This is a genomic window from Embleya sp. L77 (assembly GCF_055557415.1).
In genome coordinates, this window is the sequence record NZ_CM145709.1 from 1,035,075 (window position 1) to 1,054,494 (window position 19,420).

Below are 19,420 nucleotides of genomic sequence, written 5' to 3' on the forward strand. Positions count from 1 at the left end.
CCTTTCGCAGGGACCGACAAGTCAGGAGATGCCGAACTGCTTGCCGATGAATTCGATGAGCTCCTCGTCGCCGGCCGAGTCGATCTCCTCGGCGATGCTCGCGACTTCGGGCCGGGCGGGGGCGTCGGCGGGCGCGCCGGCGGCCCAGCGCGCGGCGATCTCGGCCAGGCGTAGCGCGGTTGCCGCGTGCTCGGCCGGATCGACGGCGGCGGCATGCGCCAGCAACTCCTCCAGCCGGTCGATCTCGGCCCGCACGGCGTCGGCGCTCGGGACCGTGTGCGGCACGAGTTCGCCGTGCAGGAACTCGGCGAGCGCGTTCGGGGTCGGGTAGTCGAAGACCAGCGTCGCGGGCAGCCGCAGGCCGGTCTCGGCGGTGAGCCGATTGCGCAGCTCGACCGCCGTCAACGAGTCGAACCCCTGCTCTCGGAACGGCTTTCCGGGCGCCACCGCGTCGGCGGACGGGTGCCCGTGCACGATCGCCGCCTGGGCGCGTACCAGCCGGACCAGATGCGGCCGGCGCTCCTCCTCGGCCAGGTCCGCGAGCGCCGCGGTCAACCTGCCCGCCGCCGTCTCGGCGGTGGCTGTGGCCGGGGCCGAGCCGGTTGCTCCGGCCGATGTCGCCGGTGCGCGCAGGAGTTCCGCGACCAGCGGGTGCGGACGACCCCGGAACAGCACGTCCCAGTCGATGTCGCACACCGCCAGGTGACTCTCGTCCGCGTCCAGGATCCGCCCCAGCGCCTCGACCGCGAGCGCCGGATCGAGCATGGTCAGCCCCTGTCGACCGAGCCGCTCCTCGATCTCCGGCGCGGCGATCCCGCCACCGGCCCAGTGCCCCCAGGACACCGAGGTCGCCGGCAACCCGTCGGCCCGACGCCGAGCCGCAAGAGCGTCCAGATACGCGTTGCCCGGCGCGTAGTTGCCCTGGCCGGCGACGCCGCACAGGCCGGCCATCGAGGAGAACAGCACGAACGCCGACAGGTCCGCGTCCCGGGTGAGTTCGTCGAGGTGTCGGGCGCCGTCCACCTTGACCCGCAACACCCGCTGCTGCTGTTCCACGGTCAACTCGCCGATCACCGCGTCGTCCAGGATCGCCGCCGCGTGCAACACCGCGGTCAGCGGGAACTCCGCCGGAACGGCGGCCAGTACGGCCGCCAGCGCGTCCCGGTCCCCCACGTCGCACGACGCGAAGGACACCCTGGCCCCCAGTGCGCGCACCTCCTCGGCCAGCCGGTCCGCACCGGGCGCGTCCGCGCCGGTACGGCTGACCAGCAGCACGTGTTCGGCCCCGCGCTCCGCCGCCCAGCGAGCAACGCGCCCGCCCAGCGCACCGGTGCCCCCGGTGACCAGGACGGTGCCCGACGGTTGCCATGTCCCGGCCGGCCGCGCGGCACCGAGCGGCGCACGCACCAACCGGCGCCCCCACACCCCGGTCGACCGCACGGCGACGTCCTTCTCGTCCAGGACACCGGCCAGGACCGCCACCAGGCGGGCCCACGCGGGTGCTTCGGCGTCGGGGCCCGGGTACTCGCCCGGCAGGTCGATCAGACCGCCCCAGGACTGCGGGCTCTCGGCCGCGACGACCCCGCCGAAGCCCCACACCTGTGCCTGTTCGGGCACCCGGACCCGGTCCGCCCCGCCCACCGACACCGCACCGCCGGTGACCGCCCACAGCGGCGCGGGCACACCGGCGTCGTCCAGCGCCTGAACCAGCGCCACCGTCGCCGCCGCACCCCACGGCACCGCGTCGAACCCGTCCACCGTGCCCTCGGCCAAGGCCAACAGCGACACCACACCCGCGACCGGCTCGTGCTGTCCCGTCAGCAGGACCCGCAGCGCCGCCCGCTCACCCTGGTCGCGCGCGACCGGCACCCGTTCGACCCGGGCCCCGGCGGCGGCCAGCAGGGGGGTCAGGAAATCCGCCCACGCGGTCGCCGCCGCCTCCTCGGGCACCACGAGCAACCAGGTGCCGCGCAGGCTGCCGGGTTCGGTACCACCGACCGGGCGCCAGACGATCCGGTGCCGCCACGCGTCCAGGGTGGCGCCGGAGCGCCTGCGGTCCCACCACGAGGACAGTGCGGGCAACACGGCTTCCAGCGACTCCGCCGAGGCGTCCGAGCCCAACGCCTCGGCCAGCCCGTCCCGGTCGCCGCTCTGCACGAGCGCCCAGAACGCCGCGTCGATCGTGTCCCCCGAGCCGGCGCCGCCGCCCTTCGACCCGGTCGACCCGGCCTGTTCCCCGGCGTCGAGCCAGTAGCGCCTGCGCTCGAAGGGATACGTGGGCAGATCGACCGGGCGCGGTCGAGCGCCGGCGAACGCGGCGGTCCAGTCCACCGGCACGCCGCGGACGAAGGCTTCGGCCAGCGAGGTGTACAGGCGTTGCAGGCCACCCTGATCGCGTCGCAACGTCCCCACCACGACCGAATCCGGCGCACCCGCCTCCTCCAACGTCGCCTCGATCGCCGACGTCAACACCGGATGCGGACTCACCTCCACGAACACCCCATGCCCGGAAGACGCAAGCCCTCGCACGGCCTCCTCGAACCGCACCGTCTCCCGCAGGTTGCTCGCCCAGTACGCGCCGTCCAGCTGCGCCGTATCGATCCAGTCCCCGGTCAGCGTCGACCACACCGGGACGCTCCCGGAGACGGGCGCGATCCCGGCCAGGTCCGCCACGATCCGCTCCCGGATTGCCTCGACTTGCGGCGAATGCGACGCATAGTCCACCGGGATCAGCCGGGCCCGACCGCCCTCCGCCGTCACCGAGGCAACCAACTCCGCGAGCGCCTCCGGCTCTCCGGAGACGACCACCTGTCCGGGACCGTTCACCGCCGCGACCGAGATCCGCCCGTCCCACCCGGCAAGCCGCTCGCGGACCGCCGCCACCGGCTCGGCCACCGACGCCATCCCGCCACGACCCGACAGCGCCACGATCGCCCTACTGCGCAACGCCACCACACGCGCACCGTCCTCCAGGGACAACCCACCGGCCACCACCGCCGCCGCGATCTCCCCCTGCGAGTGACCCACCAGCGCATCCGGCACGACCCCGAAGGACCGCCACACCTCGGCCAACGACACCAACACCGCCCACAACACCGGCTGGACCACATCCACCCGATCCAACGACGGCGCACCCGGCACACCCGTCAACACCTCGACCGGCGACCAGTCGACGAATTCCGCCAGGGCCGCCGCACATTCCTCGAACCGCGCTGCGAACACAGTTGATTGGGCGTGCAGTTCCGCAGCCATCCCGGTCCACTGCGAGCCCTGCCCGGGAAAGACGAGGACCGTCTTCCCGAGCGGCCCGGCCGACCCGGTCACCACGCCCGCGGCACCCTCGCCGCGCGTCACCGCATCCAGGCCCGCCACCCGCGTGGCCGAATCGCCGACCAGCACGGCCCGTTCGGCGAACAGCGCGCGTGACGTGACCAGTGCGAAGCCGACGTCCACGGGGTCCTCGCCCAGTGCGCCTCGGATCCGGCCGGCCTGCGCCCGCAGCGCGTCCGGTGTCCGGCCCGACAACACCCAGGGCAGCACGCCGTCCGTGGGCTGCGTCGTGGGCTCCTCGACCTGCCGCCCGTCGTCCTCCGGCAGTTCGAGGATCACGTGGGCGTTCGTCCCACTCACCCCGAACGCCGACACCGCCGCCCGACGCGGCCGATCCGCCTCCGGCCACGGTCGGGCCTGGGTCAACAACCGCACCGCGCCCGCCGACCAGTCCACATGCGGACTCGGCTCGTCCACGTGCAACGTCTTCGGCAACACCCCGTGTCGCAACGCCTCGACCATCTTGATCACACCCGCCACACCCGCAGCGGCCTGCGCATGACCGATGTTCGACTTCAACGAACCCAACCACAGCGGCCGATCGGCCGGTCGTCCCTGACCGTAGGTGGCCAACAACGCCTGCGCCTCGATCGGATCACCCAGCGTCGTACCCGTCCCGTGCGCCTCCACCACGTCCACATCGGCCGCCGAGACCCCCGCGTTCGCGAGCGCCTGACGGATCACCCGCTGCTGGGAAGGGCCGTTCGGCGCGGTCAGACCGTTGGACGCGCCGTCCTGGTTCACCGCGCTGCCGCGCACCACCGCGAGCACCCGGTGCCCGTTGCGCCGGGCGTTCGACAGGCGTTCGAGCAGCAGGAGGCCGACGCCCTCGGCCCAGCCCGTGCCGTCGGCGGCACCGGCGAACGCCTTGCAACGGCCGTCCACGGACAACCCGCGCTGCCGGGAGAACTCGACGAACATGCCCGGTGTGGCCATCACCGCGACGCCCCCGGCCAGCGCGAGGTCGCTTTCGCCGGAGCGCAGCGACTGGGCGGCCAGGTGCAGCGCGACCAACGACGACGAGCACGCGGTGTCCACGGTCACCGCCGGGCCCTCGAAACCGAACGAGTAGGAGATCCGACCGGACGCGACGCTGCCCGCGCTCCCGGTGCCGAGGTAGCCCTCCAGGCCCGGGGGCGTCTCGGTCGAACCGCGCCCGTAGTCGTGGCCGGCCATTCCGGCGAACACGCCGGTCCGGCTGCCGACCAGCGTGTCGGGGTTGATGCCGGCCCGCTCGAACGCCTCCCACGCGGTCTCCAGGAGCAGCCGCTGCTGCGGATCCATGGCGAGCGCCTCACGCGGCGAGATGCCGAAGAAGGTTGCGTCGAACTCGGTCGCGTCCGGCAGGAACGCGCCGCTGCGGGTGTAGGACGTGCCCACCCGGTCCGGATCGGGGTCGTACAGCCCCTCGACGTCCCAGCCCCGGTCGGTGGGAAATTCGCCGACGGCGTCGGTGCCCGCCGCCACCAGCCGCCACAGGTCGGCCGGCGAGGTCACCCCGCCGGGCAGCCGGCAGGCCATCCCGACGATCACGACCGGGTCGTCGGCGTGTGCCTCACCCTGCGCGGTGGCGTCGTCGGTCGTCTCGATCTCCCCGAGGAGTTCGCCGCGCAGGAACTCGGCGAGCGCGTTCGGGGTCGGGTAGTCGAAGACCAGCGTCGCGGGCAGCCGCAGGCCGGTCTCGGCGGTCAGCCGATTGCGCAGCTCGACCGCCGTCAACGAGTCGAACCCCTGCTCGCGGAACGGCTTTCCGGGATCCACCGCGGTCGCGCTGCGATGCCCCTGGACGACCGCCGCCTGGGTGCGCACCACCTCGACCAGGAAGCGCAGTCGATCGGCGGCACCGAGCCCGGTCAGCCGAGCCGCGAAGTCGTCCCCACCGGCGCCCGGTTCGGCGAGGGTAGTGGCGGACGCGGCGGCATCCGGGCGCCTCGCTTGCAGCAACTCGCGAACCAGCGGCGCGCGTCGATCCCGGAACAGCACGTCCCAGTCGATGTCGCACACCGTCAGGTGGGATTCGTCGGCGTCGAGCACCTGTCCCAGTACCCGGACGGCCGGTTCGGGGTCGAGCATCCGCAGCCCCTGGCGGGCCAATCGTTGCTCGACCTCGGGCGCGGCGATCCCGCCGCCGGCCCAGTGGCCCCAGGAGATCGCGGTCGCGGGCAACCCGGCGGCCCGGCGCCGGGCGGCCAAGGCGTCGAGATGGGCGTTTCCGGGTGCGTAGTTGCCCTGGCCGGGTACGCCGCAGATGCCCGCGAGCGAGGAGAAGAGCACGAACGCGGACAGGTCCAGGTCGCGCGTGAGCTCGTCCAGGTGGCGGGCTGCGTCCACCTTGACCCGCAACACGCGGTCGAGTTGATCGATGCTCAGATCGGCGATCAGCGCGTCGTCGAGCACGGCCGCCGCGTGGAAGACGGCTGTCAGCGGGAACTCGGCCGGGATGCCCGCGAGTACGTCCGCCAGCGCGGCCCGGTCGCCGACATCGCAGGCCGCGAAGGAGACCTGTACGCCGAACCCGGCCAGTTCCGCGGCGAGTTCCGGCGCGCCGGCGGCGTCCGCTCCCGACCTGCTCACCAGCAGCACGTGCGCGGCCCCGCGCCCGGCGACCCAGCGGGCCACATGCCCGCCCAGCGCGCCGGTGCCACCGGTGATCAGCACCGTCCCGGACGGTTGCCACGACCCGGCGGCACCGGCCCCGTGCGGCGCCCGGACCAACCGGCGTGCCCATACCGCCGAACCGCGGACCGCGATCTCGCTCTCGCCGGCCGCACCGGACAACACCGAGGCCAATCGTGCGGGCTCGGCGTCGGCCGGAATCTCGGCCGGCACGTCGATCAGGCCGCCCCACAGGTCGGGCAGTTCGGCCGCGGCGATGCCGCCGAAGCCCCATATCTGGGCCTGTTCGGGCGCCCGCACCGGGTCGTCGTCGCCGATCGAGACCGCACCGCTCGTGACCGCCCACACCGGGATCGACACACCCGCGTCGCCCAGGCCCTGGACCAGCGCCACCGTCGCAGCCGCGCCCCACGGCACCGCCGGGAACCCGGCGACCGGACCCTCGGCGAGCGCGAGCAGCGACACGATCCCGGCGATCGGCCCGTCGGCCGCCGCCACGGCCGCCGTCAACAGCGCACCCAGCGCGCTGCGATCCACCCGATCCCGTCCGACGACCACGGGCAGTGCCCGGGCTCCGGAGGCGGCCGGCGCGGCACCGAACCACTCGACCCACGGCGTGTCCTGCAAGCCTTCCGGGACCAGCAGCAGCCAGGTCCCGGCAAGTCGGCCCTCGGGCGCGGCGGCCACCGGGCGCCAGACGATCCGGTGCCGCCACGCATCGCCGGCCGCATCGGAGCGGCGGCGCTCCCACCACGACGACAGTGCGGGCAGTACCGCACCGAGCGGCTCGGCCAGATCGCCGTCGACGTCGCCCAGCGCGGCGGACAGGCCCGCGTGGTCGCCCCCTTCGACGAGATCCCAGAACGCCGAGTCGACGGCCGCCGCGGTGGGCGGCGCGTACTCGCCCGTGTCCAACCAGAAACGTTCACGCTGGAAGGCGTAGGTCGGCAGGGACACCCGCTCGACCGCCTCCGCCTCGAACGCCGCGTCCCAGGCGACCGGCACGCCGCGCACGAACGCCTCGGCCAGCGAGGTGTGCAGCCGGACCAGGTCGCCCTGGTCCCGGCGCAGCGTGCCGACGACCACGGTGTCGGCCGCGCCGACCTCCTCCAGGGTTTCCTGGATCGCGGCGGTGAGCACGGGGTGCGGGCTCACCTCGACGAACACACCGTGATCCGCCTCCACGAGACCGCGCACCGCCGCCGCGAACCGCACGGTCTCGCGCAGGTTGGTCGCCCAGTACGCACCGTCCAACCGGGCCGTATCGATCCAGTCGTCGGTCACCGTCGACCACACCGGAATCGCTCCGGACACCGGCGTGATCCCGGCCAGATCGGCCACGATCCGCTCCCGGATCTCCTCCACCTGGGCCGAATGCGACGCGTAGTCCACCGGGATCAGCCGGGCCCGACCACCCTCCGCCGTCACTGACGCGACCAACTCCGCGAGCGCCTCCGGCTCGCCCGAGACGACCACCTGTCCGGGTCCGTTCACCGCCGCGACCGAGATCCGCCCACCCCACCCGGCGATCCGCGTCCGCACCTCCGATTCGGCCGACGCCACCGACGCCATGCCGCCCCGACCCGACAGCGCGACGATCGCCCGGCTGCGCAGCACGACGACCGTGGCGCCGTCCTCCAGGGACAGCCCACCGGCCACCACCGCCGCCGCGATCTCCCCCTGCGAGTGACCCACCAGCGCATCCGGCACGACCCCGTAGGACCGCCACACCTCGGCAAGCGAGACCAACACCGCCCACAAGACCGGCTGGACCACATCCACCCGATCCAACGACGGCGCACCCGGCACACCCGTCAACACCTCGACCGGCGACCAGTCGACGTGCGGTTCGATCGCCTTGGCGCACTCGTCGAAGCGGGCCGCGAAGGTCGGGGACTGGGCGTACAGGTCGGCGGCCATCCCGGTCCACTGCGAGCCCTGCCCGGGAAAGACGAACACCGTCCGGCCGGCCGCGTCGGCCGAGCCGGTGACCAGGCCCGGTGCCGCTTCGCCGCGCGCCAGCGCACCGAGCCCGGTGGTCAGTGCGGCGGGATCCGCGCCGACCACGACCGCCCGTTCGGCGAAGACCGAGCGCGAGGTCGCGAGCGAGAAGCCGATCTCCGCGGCGCCCGCGACGGATTGCGCGTCGAGGTGGTCGGCCAGCCGGGCGGCCTGGGCCCGCAGTGCCTGCGCGGACGTGCCGGAGAGCACCCAGGGAGTCGACGGCGCGGACACCTGCGCCCGAGCCGGCGCCGACTCGCGGTCCTCGTCCGGCAGTTCCAGGATCACGTGCGCGTTGGTTCCGCTGACCCCGAAGGCGGAGACGGCGGCCCGACGCGGCGCCGCCGTGTCCGGCCACGGCCGAGGCCGGGTCAGGAGTCGTACGCCGCCCGAGGACCAGTCCACATGCGACGTGGGCTCGTCCACGTGCAGCGTTTTTGGCAGTACACCGTGCCGAAGCGCCTGGACCATCTTGATCACGCCCGCCACCCCCGCGGCGGCCTGCGCATGCCCGATGTTGGACTTCAACGAGCCCAGCCACAGCGGCCGTTCCGGAGCGCGGTCGCGGCCGTAGGTGGCCAGCAGGGCCTGCGCCTCGATCGGGTCGCCGAGCCGGGTGCCGGTGCCGTGTGCCTCGACCACGTCCACGTCGGCCGGAGTCAGGCCCGCGTTCGCCAATGCCCTGCGGATCACCCGCTGCTGCGCCGGGCCGTTCGGGGCGGTCAGTTGACTGCTGGTGCCGTCCTGGTTCACCGCGCTGCCGCGGATCACCGCGAGCACCCGGCGTCCGGCCCGGCGCGCGTCGGAGAGCCGTTCCAGGACGAGCAGTCCCACGCCCTCGGCCCAACCGGTGCCGTCCGCGGCGCCCGCGAACGCCTTGCAGCGGCCGTCCGCCGACAGGCCGCGCTGGCGGGCGAACTCGACGAACATCCCGGGCGAGGCCATCACCGTCGCGCCGCCCGCGAGCGCGAGACTGCACTCGCCCGAGCGCAGCGACTGGGCGGCCAGGTGCAGCGCGACGAGCGAGGACGAGCATGCGGTGTCCACCGTGACGGCCGGGCCCTCGAAGCCGAAGGTGTAGGAGATCCGGCCGGACGCCACGCTCGTGGTGCTGCCGGTCAGCACGTAGCCGTCCACCCGGTCGGGCGTGGTCTTGTACAGGCGCGGGGTGTACTCCTGGGCGATCACGCCGGCGAACACCCCGGTTGCCGAACCGCGGACGGCCGCCGGGTCGATCCCGGCGTCCTCCAGTGCTTCCCACGCGGTCTCCAGGAGCAGCCGCTGCTGGGGGTCCGCCCCGAGTGCCTCGCGGGGCGAGAGGCCGAAGAAGGAGGCGTCGAACTCCGCCGCGTCGTACAGGAATCCGCCCTGACGCGTGTACGTCTTGCCGACCGCGTCCGGGTCCGCGTCGTACAGGCCGTCCAGGTCCCAGCCGCGGTCGGTGGGAAAGCCGCCGATCGCGTCGCGGCCCTCGGTCACCAGCCGCCACAGGTCCGCCGCCGAGCGCACGCCGCCGGGCAGTCGGCAACCGATCCCGACCACGGCGATCGGCTCGTTCCGGGCTTCCTCGTTCTCCCGCAGCCGGCGCCGGGCCTGGTGCAGGTCGGCGGTCACCCGGGTGAGGTAGTCACGCAGCTTCTCTTCGTTCGCCATGGGGTATCTGCCTTTTCCGTGCGGCGGCTTCGCCGTGGTCGTGGTGCGAGTACTGGGCGCCCCGCGGGGCAGTGGGTGGGCCGGGTTCAGGAGATGCCGAGTTCGTTGTCGATGAAGTCGAAGAGCTCGTCGTCGCCGCCCGCGCCGAGCTGTTCGATCAGCGCCGTGGTCGGATCCCCGGGAGCAGCGGCCCCGAGCCGACCCAGCAGGTCGTACAGCCGACTGACCGCGCCGGTGCGGAAGTCCTCGTCGGGAACCGCGCCGTCGGCGAGTAGGTCGGTCAACGAGACCTGCCACCGGTCGAGTTCGGCGAGCAGCGAGCCGGTAGCCGGGGGCGGTGTCGCGGTGAACAGGCGCTCGCGCAGGTGCTCGGCCAGCGCGATCGGCGTGGGGTGGTCGAAGATCAGCGTGGAGGGCAGCTCCAGACCGGTGCCGGCGTTGATCCGGTTGCGCAGCTCGATCGCGCCCAGCGAATCGAACTCGGTCTCCAGGAAGCCGCGTTCCGGTTTGATCGCGGCCGGGCCGTCGTGCCCGAGGATGGCTGCCGCGGTGTGCCGGACGAACAGCAGCAACTCGCGCCGCTGTTCGTCCACCGGGCGGCCCGCGAGCCGCTCCCGGATCCCGGCCGCGGGCCTGCGGACCGCGCCCGCGCGGGTCGGGGCGCCGCGTTGCGCGGGTACCCGCCCGGGGGTGGCCGCGCGGGCCACGTCGGCCAAGAGCTCGGTGGCCGCGTCCGGACGCAGCGCGCCGGTGTCGAGCCGGGCCGCGAGCGGGGCGGGCAGTGGTGTGTCCAGTGCGCGGTCGAACAGGTCGAGGCCGGTTTCGGTGCTCATCGGGGCCAGTCCGCTGCCCGCCATCCGGCGGCGGTCCACGTCGGTCAGGTGCGCCGCCAGGCCGCCGGCCTCGGCCCAGTGGCCCCATGCGATCGAGGTCGCGGGCAGGCCGTGGCTGTGTCGGTGGTGGGCGAGCGCGTCCAGGAACGTGTTGGCGGCGGCGTAGGCCGACTGGCCGGGGTTGCCGAGTACGCCGACGGCCGACGAGTACAGCACGAACGCGGACAGGTCCAGGTCGGCGGTGAGGGTGTGCAGGTTCCACGCGGCGTCCACCTTGGGCCGCAGAACGGCGTGCAGCCGCTTGGGGTCGGTGGTGGTGAGCGCGCCGTCCGCGACCACGCCGGCGGTGTGCACGACGGCGGTGAGCGGGTGGGCGGCCGGGATGCCGGCCAGCAGCTCGGCGAGGGCGGTCGGGTCGGCCACGTCGCACGCGGCGATCTGCACCTCGGCGCCCGATGTGGCCAGTTCGGCGCGCAGTTCGTCGGCTCCGGGGGCGGCCGGCCCCGCTCGGCCGACCAGCAGCAGCCGGCGGGCGCCGTGCCGGGTGACCAGCCGGCGGGCGGCGAGTGCGCCGAGCGCGCCGGTGCCGCCGGTGATCAGCACGGTGCCGGTCGGGTCGAGGCCCCCGGGTATCGGCGGGATGGTCAGCACCAGCTTGCCGGTGTGTCGGGCCTGGCTCAGCCGGCGCAGCGCCCGCACGCCGTGTCGGATGTCCCACGCGGTGACCGGCAGCGGGGTGAGCGTGCCGGCCGCGAACAGCGGTGCCAATACCCGGAGCATCCGGCCGATCCGGGCCGGTTCCAGGGTCAGCAGGTCGAATGCGCGGTAGTCGACGCCGGGGTGTGCGGCGGCGACCGCGGCCGGCTCGCGCGGGTCGGTCTTGCCCATCTCCACGAATCGGCCGGCGGGCGCGAGCAACCGCAGTGAGGCGTCGGTGAATTCGCGGGCCAGCGAGTTGAGTACGACGTCGACGCCGCGTCCCGCGGTCGCGGCACGGAAGTCGGTCTCGAAGTCGAGGGTGCGCGAGGAGGCGATCCGGTCGTCGGCCAGCCCTTGGGCGCGCAGCGTGGGCCACTTGGCCGGGCTTGCGGTGCCGTAGACGTCGGCGCCCAGGTGTCGGCCCAGTTGCACGGCGGCCGTGCCGACTCCGCCGGTGGCGGCGTGGACCAGTACCGATTCGCCCGGCCGTAGGCCGGCCAGTTCGATCAGGCCGTGGTAGGCGGTCAGGAACGCCACCGGCACGGTCGCGGCCTGGGCGTAGGTCCAGCCCGCCGGGATCGGGGTGAGCATGCGGTGGTCGACCACGGCGTGTGAGCCCAGGATGCCGGGCAGCAGGCCCATCACCCGATCGCCGACCGCGAGTTCGGTCACGTCCGGGCCGACCTCCAGGACCCGGCCGGCGCCCTCCGCGCCGATCCGGGCGGCGCCGGGGTATCCGCCGAGCGCGATCAGCACGTCGCGGAAGTTCAGGCCGGCCGCGCGCACCGCGATCCGCACCTGGCCGGGCGCCAGGGGCGCGGCGGCCTCGGGGGCGGGCAGCAGCGCGATGTGGTCGATGCTGCCGGGCTCGATCACGTCCAGGCGCCAGGGTGCGGGCGGGGCGGGCGGTTCGAGCGCGTCCCCGGGACGTACCGGAGCCAGTCGCGGTGCCAGGATCGCGCCGTCGCGCAGGGCGAGGTGCGGTTCGCCGCCGGCCAGCGCCGACGGCACGGCGGCGGCCGAGTCGGGGTGCCGGTCCAGGTCGAGCAGGCGCAGTCGGCCGAGGTGTTCGCCCGCCGCCGCACGGACCAGGCCCCACAGGCCGGCGGCGGTCAGATCGCGGACATCCTCGCCGGCGTGCGTGGCGACCGCCTCGTGGGTAACCAGGACGAGTTCGGTGTCGGCCAAGCGCGGTTCGGCCGACCATTCGCGCAGCAGCGTGACGGCCCGCTCGGTGACCGCGTGGGTGGCGACCACGGTGCCCAGGGCCGGGATCGGCCGATCGAAGGGCACCAGCACGTAGGCGGGCGGCGTCGCCCCGGCGGCGAGCGCGGTGCGCAGCGCGGCAACGTCGGCGTGCACCTCCACCGGCCGACCGAAAGCCGCCGACTGGGCGGCGGCCCCGAGCGGGCTCGACCCCCCGCTCCCGAGCACGACCCAGCGACCCTGCCCGACTTCGACTTCGACTTCGACATCGGCGCCCGGCACCGGGCTCGGGCTCGGCACCACCTCCGACACCACCCCGGCCGCCGGCACCGGCACCCAGTGCACCTGATACCAGGAGTCCTCCGCAGCCGTCGGCCGCGCGCCGAGCCGCTCGGCCGGGATCGCCCGCAGGGTCAGCCGGTCGATCGACAGCACGGGCGTGCCCTCGGCGTCGGCCGCGGTCAGCGCGACCGCGTCGGGGCCGATCGGCGCGATCCGCACCCGCAGCTCCCGGGCGCCCACCGCGTGTGCGGTGACCCCGGCCCACGCGAACGGCAACCGGGTGGGCGCGCCCGGTTCGGCGCCGGGCAGCAGCCCCACCACGCCGTGCAGCGCGGCGTCCAGCAGTGCGGGGTGGACCCGGTGCCCGGCCTCCTCGGTCGACTCCGGCAGGGCGACCTGCACGAGCAGGTCGTCGCCGTGCCGCCAGGCGGCGAACAGGCCGCGGAAGGTCGGGCCGTAGTGATAGCCCAGGTCGGCGAGCCGCCCGTACAGGTCCTCGACGTCGATCGGCACGGCGTCCCGCGGCGGCCACGCGCCCTGCGCCCGGCCGGTTTCGGCGGTTTCGGCCGGGGTCAGCCGGCCCGCGGCGTGCCGGGTCCAGGCGGTGGCGTCGGCGGTACGCGAGTGCACGGTCACCGGTCGGGTACCGTCCGCGTCCGCGGCGCCCACCGCGAGTTCGATCCGCACCGTGCCGTCCGCGGGCAACACCAGCGGTGCGGCCAGCACGAGTTCGTCGATGCCGCCGGCACCGACCTGCGCGGCGGCGTACAGCGCCAGATCGACGAAGGCGGTGCCGGGCAGCAGGATCGTGTCGTGCACGGCGTGCTCGGCCAGCCACGGGGTCCGGGCGGACAACACGCCGGTCCAGACCGGCCCTGAGCCGTCCGCGCGTTCGAAACCCGCGCCGAGCAGCGGGTGTTCGCTCGGATCGAATCCGGCCGAGATCGGGTCGGCGGCGGGCTGCGGGGCATCCAGCCAGTACCGGCGGCGCTGGAACGCGTACGTGGGCAGGTCGACGCGCCGCACCGCGCGGTCGGCCCAGGTCGGGGTCCAGTCGAGCGGCGTGCCGGTGACGTGCAGGCGGGCCAGGGCACCGGTGAAGGTGTGTGCTTCGGGACGGTCGGCGCGCAGTGCGGAAAGCACGACCGGCGCGGGGTCGTCCAGGCTTGCCAGGGTCAGTGCGGTGAGCACCGCGTCGGGGCCCAGTTCGAGGTAGGTGGTGGTGCCGAGTTCGGCGAGGGTGCGGATGCCGTCGCGGAACCGGACCGCCTCGCGGATGTGCCGAACCCAGTAGTCCGGGTCGGCCAGTTCGGCGGCGTCGGCCACCTCTCCGGTCAGGTTGGACACGATCGGGATGCGCGGTGCGGCGAAGCGCAGGCCCGCCGCGACGGCGCGGAACTCGGCCAGGACGGCGTCCATGTGCGGCGAGTGGAACGCGTGGCTGACCCGGAGTCGTTTGCCCTTGCGGCCGGTCGCGCGCCATCGCGCCGCCAACTCTTCGACGATCTCGGCGGTACCGGATACGACCACGGAATCGGGGCTGTTGATCGCCGCGATGCCCACGTGCGCCTCGCGTCCGGCGACCAGTTCGGCGATCTCCTCCTCGGTGCCCTGGAGCGCGATCATCGCGCCGGTGGCCGGCAGACCGCCCATCAACCGGCCGCGGGCCACCACCAGGGTCGCGGCGTCGGCCGGGGTGAGCACGCCGGCGATGTGCGCGGCGGTCAGTTCGCCGATCGAGTGGCCGATCAGGTGGTCGGCGCGGATCCCGTACGACTCGGCGAGTCGGTACAGCGCGGTCTCCACCGCGAACAGCGCGGGCTGGGTGTACTCGGTCGCGTGCAGCAGCGCGGCCTCGGGGCTGTCCGGCGCGGCGAACAGCAGGTCGCGCAGGGGGCGACCGAGGGCGGCGTCCAGGTGCACCAGTGCCTCGTCCAGGGCGCGGGCGAACACCGGCTCCGCTGCGTACAGTTCGCGGCCCATGCCGACGCGCTGGCTGCCCTGGCCGGCGAACAGCACGGCGAGTGGCCCGGCCGGGCGGGCCTCGCCGCGGATCAGGTTCGCCGCATCGACTCCGTCGACCAGTGCGTCGAGACCGCGCAGCAGGTCGTCCCGGCCGGTTCCGGTGACCACCGCCCGGTGGGCGAAGGTGTCCCGACCGTCGGCGAGCGCGAAGCCCACGTCGCCGAGGGCGGCGTCCGGGTGGTCGGCGAGGTGGGCGCGCAGCCGAGCCGCCTGGGCGCCCAGCGCCTCCTCGCTCGCGGCGGACAACAACCACGGGCCGCCCTGGTCGGTACCGGTCGAGGGCGGGGTCGGCGGGGCCTGTTCCAGGATGACGTGTGCGTTGGTACCGCTGATCCCGAACGAGGACACCGCCGCGCGGCGCGGCCGATCGTGCCGCGGCCAGGCGCTCCGCGCGGCGAGCGGCTCGACACCGCCACGGGACCAGTCCACGTGCGGGGACGGCGCGTCCAGGTGCAGGGTGCGCGGGAGTTCGCCGTGCCGCATCGCCTCGATCAGCGCGATGACGCCGGTGACCCCGGCGGCGGCCTGGGTGTGTCCGAGGTTGGACTTGACCGAGCCGAGCAGGAGCGGGCGACCCTCGGGACGGTCCGCACCGTAGGTGGCGAGCAGCGCTTCCGCCTCGATCGGGTCGCCGAGCGTGGTCCCGGTGCCGTGCGCCTCGACCGCGTCGATCTCGGCCGGGGTCAGCCGGGCGTCGGCCAGCGCCTGGCGGATCACCCGCTGCTGGGCCGGGCCGTTGGGGGCGGTCAGCCCGTTGGACGCGCCGTCCTGGTTGACCGCGCTGCCGCGCACCACCGCGAGTACCGGGTGGCCCAGGCGACGGGCGTCGGACAGGCGCTCCACCAGGACCAGCGCGACGCCCTCGGCCCACGCGGTGCCGTCGGCGGCGGCCGAGAACGGCTTGCACCGCCCGTCCGGGGCGAGCCCGTGCTGCCGGCTGAACTCGGTGAACATGCCAGGCGTGGACATCACCGTGACTCCGCCGGCCAGCGCCAGGGTGCATTCGCCCGCACGCAGTGCACGCACCGCGAGGTGCAGGGCGACCAGGGACGAGGAGCACGCGGTGTCGATGGTCAGGGCCGGACCCTCCAGGCCCAGCGTGTAGGCCAACCGGCCGGAGGCGACGCTGCTCAGACTGCCGGTGAGCAGGTGGCCGCCGTAGCCCTCGGGGGCCTCGTGCAGGCGCGGTCCGTAGTCCTGCGGCATGGCGCCGACGAACACGCCGGCCCGGGTGCCGCGCAGCGTGCTCGGCGCGATGCCGGCCCGCTCGACCACCTCCCACGCGGTCTCCAGGAGCAGGCGCTGCTGCGGGTCCATCGCGGCCGCCTCGCGCGGGCTGATCCCGAAGAAGCCGGGGTCGAACGCGTCCGCGTCGTAGAGGAAGCCGCCCGCGCGCACGGAGGACGTGCCGGGCCGGGCCAGTTCGGGATCGTAGAGCGCGTCCAGGTCCCAGCCGCGGTTGTTCGGGAACGGTCCGATCGTGTCCGTCCCGTCGGCGAGCAGGTCCCACAGCGCCTCGGGGGTGTCCGCGCCGCCGGGCCACCGGCCGCCGGCCGCGACGACGACGATCGGGTCGTCCTCGTGCGCGACCGGCGCCGGCGCGGCCCCGGACGGTCCCGCGCCGGCGGGCACGGTGCCGGCCGTGTGGTCCGCGAGTCGGCGGGCCACCGCCCGGGGGGTCGGGTGGTCGAACGTCAGCGAGGCGGACAGCCGGGTCCCGAGAGCGGCGGCCAGCCGGTCGCGGAACTCCAGTGCGCCGACCGAGTCGAAGCCGAGGTCCTTGAAGGTGCGGTCCGGGTCGACCGCGCCCGGGCCGGCGTAGCCCAGCACGACGGCGGCGGTGGCACGGACCAGGATCAGTGGGTCGGGCCCGGTCGCGGCGGCCGACTCCGGCTGCGTGGCCGGGTCCTCGGATGCGGCCGCCTGTGCGGCGGTGTCGGGAGCGGCGGCGGGCGAAGCGGTGGTGGGCGCTGCGGGTTCGGCGGGTTCGGCGGGTTCGGCGATCCAGTGCGGGGTGCGCAGGAACGCGTACGTGGGCAGCGCGGTGCGTCGGGCGCTCGCCGGCAGCGCGGCGGTCCAGTCCACCGGGGTGCCGTGTACGTACGCCTGGGCCAGCGAGGTCAACAACCGGCGCGGGCCGCCGTCGCCGCGGCGCAGCGTGCCCACGGTCAGCGCGTGCGCGCCGGCGATCTCGTCCGCGTCCAGGATCTGCCGAAGTCCCATGGTCAGCACGGGGTGCGGGCTCGCCTCGACGAAGGTGCGCCGGCCGTCGGCGAGCGCGGCGCGGACCGCGTCGTCGAAGCGCACCGTGCCGCGCAGGTTGCGGTACCAGTAGTCGGCGTCCAGTTCGGTGGTCTCCAGCAGGCCGCCGGTGACGGTGGAGTAGAACGCGATCGGACTCGGGCCCGGTGCGATCCCGGCGAGTTCGCGGGTCAGGTCGGCGCGCAACGGCTCCACGTGCGGCGAGTGCGACGCGTAGTCGACCGGGATGGCCCGCACATCCACACCTGCCGCGGTGTACTCGGCGAGCAGTGCGTCCAGCGCGGCCCGGTCGCCGGAGACCACCGTGGACGCGGGGCCGTTGATCGCCGCGATGCCCACCCGGTCGGCCCGGTCGCCGAGCGTGGTGCGCACCTCGTCGGCGGGGCGCGGGATCGAGGCCATGCCGCCGCCGGGCGCGAGGCCGGCCAGCAGTCGGCTGCGTCGGGCCACCAGGCGGGCCGCATCGGCCAGGGTCAGCGCTCCGGCGATGTGCGCGGCGGCGATCTCGCCTTGCGAATGCCCGATCACCGCGTCCGGGCGGACCCCGAACGCCTCCCACAGGCGGGCCAGCGAGACCATCACGGCGAACAACACGGGCTGTACCACGTCCACCCGCTCCAGGGAGGCCGCGCCGGGTGCGTCGCGCAGGACGTCGTGCGGCGACCAGTCCACGTGTGCCGCGAGCGCGTCGGCGCAGGCGTCCAGGTGCGCGGCGAACACCGGTGAGGCGTGCAGCAGTTCGCCGGCCATGCCGATCCATTGCGAGCCCTGGCCGGGGAAGACGAACACGGTCGAGGTGTGCGGGCGGGCGCGCCCGGTCACCGCACGGGCGGTCGGCAGGCCGGCGGCCAACGCGGCGGTGGCTTCGAGGAGTTCGGCGGAGTCTGCGCCGAGCACGACGGCCCGGTGCTCGAACGCGCTACGGCCGGCGGCCAGGGTCAGCGCGACGTCCTGCGGCGCGGTGTGCGCGGTCGGCGCCGCGTGCAGCCGCTCGGCCTGACCGCGCAGCGCCTGCGGGTCGCGGGCGGACAGCGGCCACGGGAGCACGGTGGCGGCCTCGGTGAACGCGCGTGCTCCGGGCAGGTCCGCGGAGCGGGTGGCGGGCGGTTCGCCCAGCACGACGTGGCAGTTCGTCCCGCCCATCCCGAACGAGCTGACCCCGGCGAGCAGGGGGCGGTCCGGGTGCGGCCAGGGGCCGGGTTCGGTCTGCACCCGCAGGCCGGCCGCGTCCAGGTCGATCGCCGGGTTGGGGGTGGCGTGGTTCAGGCTCGCGGGCAGGGTGCGGTGCCGGATGCCCAGCACGGTCTTGAGCAGGCCGACGATGCCGGACGCGCCCTCCAGGTGGCCGATGTTGGTCTTCGCCGAGCCCACCGCGACCCGATCGACGCCCGTTCGCCCCGCGCCGTACGCCGCGCCCAGGGCGGCGGCCTCGATCGGGTCGCCGACCCGGGTGCCGGTGCCGTGCAGTTCGACGTACTGGATCCGTTCGGGGGTGATGCCCGCCGCGTGAGCCGCCCGGCGCAGCACGTCCGTCTGCGCGCCGGCGTCCGGCACGGTGAATCCGTCGGTGTCGCCGTCGCTGGTGACCGCGCTGCCGTGGATGACCGCGTGGATCGGGTCGCCGTCGGCCAGTGCCGCCTCCAGCGGCTTGAGCAGCACCACCGCGCCGCCCTCGCCGCGCACGAAGCCGTTGGCCCGCGCGTCGAAGGTGAACGAGCGGTGGTCGGCCGAGAGACCGCCGAAGCGTTCCGCCGCCACGGTGCTCTCCGGCGCCAGGTTGAGGTGCACGCCGCCGGCGAACGCGACGGTCGACTCGCCGCTGCGCAGGCTCTCGCAGGCCAGGTGTACCGCGACCAGCGAGGAGGACTGCGCGGTGTCGACGGTCAGGCTCGGGCCGCCCAGATCCAGGGCCCAGGACAGCCGGTTGGCGATCAGGCCGCGGGCGACGCCGGTGAAGGTGTGTCGGGTGATCGCGTCGGTGCCGTGCCGGTGGACGACCGTGGACCAGTCGTTGGCGATCGCGCCGACGAAGACCCCGGCCCGGGTGCCGGCCAGCGATCCGGGTGGGAGACCGGCATCCTCGGCGGCCTCCCACCCGAGTTCGAGGAACAGCCGCTGGTGCGGGTCCATCGCGTCCGCCTCGCGCGGCGAGATCCCGAAGAAGGCCGCGTCGAAGGCGTCGACCCGGTCCAGGTAGCCCCCGGGCCGCAGTTCGGCGCCACGTCGACGCGCTGCGGTGGGTTCGCCCACCGCGGCGGCGCCCTCGCGCAGCAACTCCCAGAACGCGGCGGGGTCGGCGGCGCCCGGCAGCCGGCACGCCGTCCCGATGACGGCGATCGCGGTGCCGTGCCGGTCGCTCTTGCCGGTGGTGTTCTCGCGGCTCATCATCGCGGAGTGCTCGCCCCTCATCCGAACGGTCCGATCCCGAACGGCGACGAATGCGCCGAACGGTCTCCAGATTCGTCCGGCGCACCCCACCCCGATAACCCCTGTCGATCCCCTACCGACCCCAC

At 74.6% G+C, this 19,420-nt stretch carries 2 protein-coding genes; both read right to left on the reverse strand.

Annotated elements, in window-relative coordinates; translation table 11 throughout:
- Positions 1-21: 21 nt before the first annotated feature.
- The gene (locus ACZOOI_RS04185) at positions 22-9,600 is read right to left on the reverse strand and encodes a type I polyketide synthase (protein WP_465279456.1); all 9,579 of its coding nucleotides are present in this window, start codon (positions 9,598-9,600) and stop codon (positions 22-24) included.
- Between the two features lie 86 nt (positions 9,601-9,686).
- Complete coding sequence (locus ACZOOI_RS04190) at positions 9,687-19,316, reverse strand: type I polyketide synthase (RefSeq protein WP_465279457.1); 9,630 nt, start codon at positions 19,314-19,316, stop codon at positions 9,687-9,689.
- Positions 19,317-19,420 lie beyond the last annotated feature (104 nt).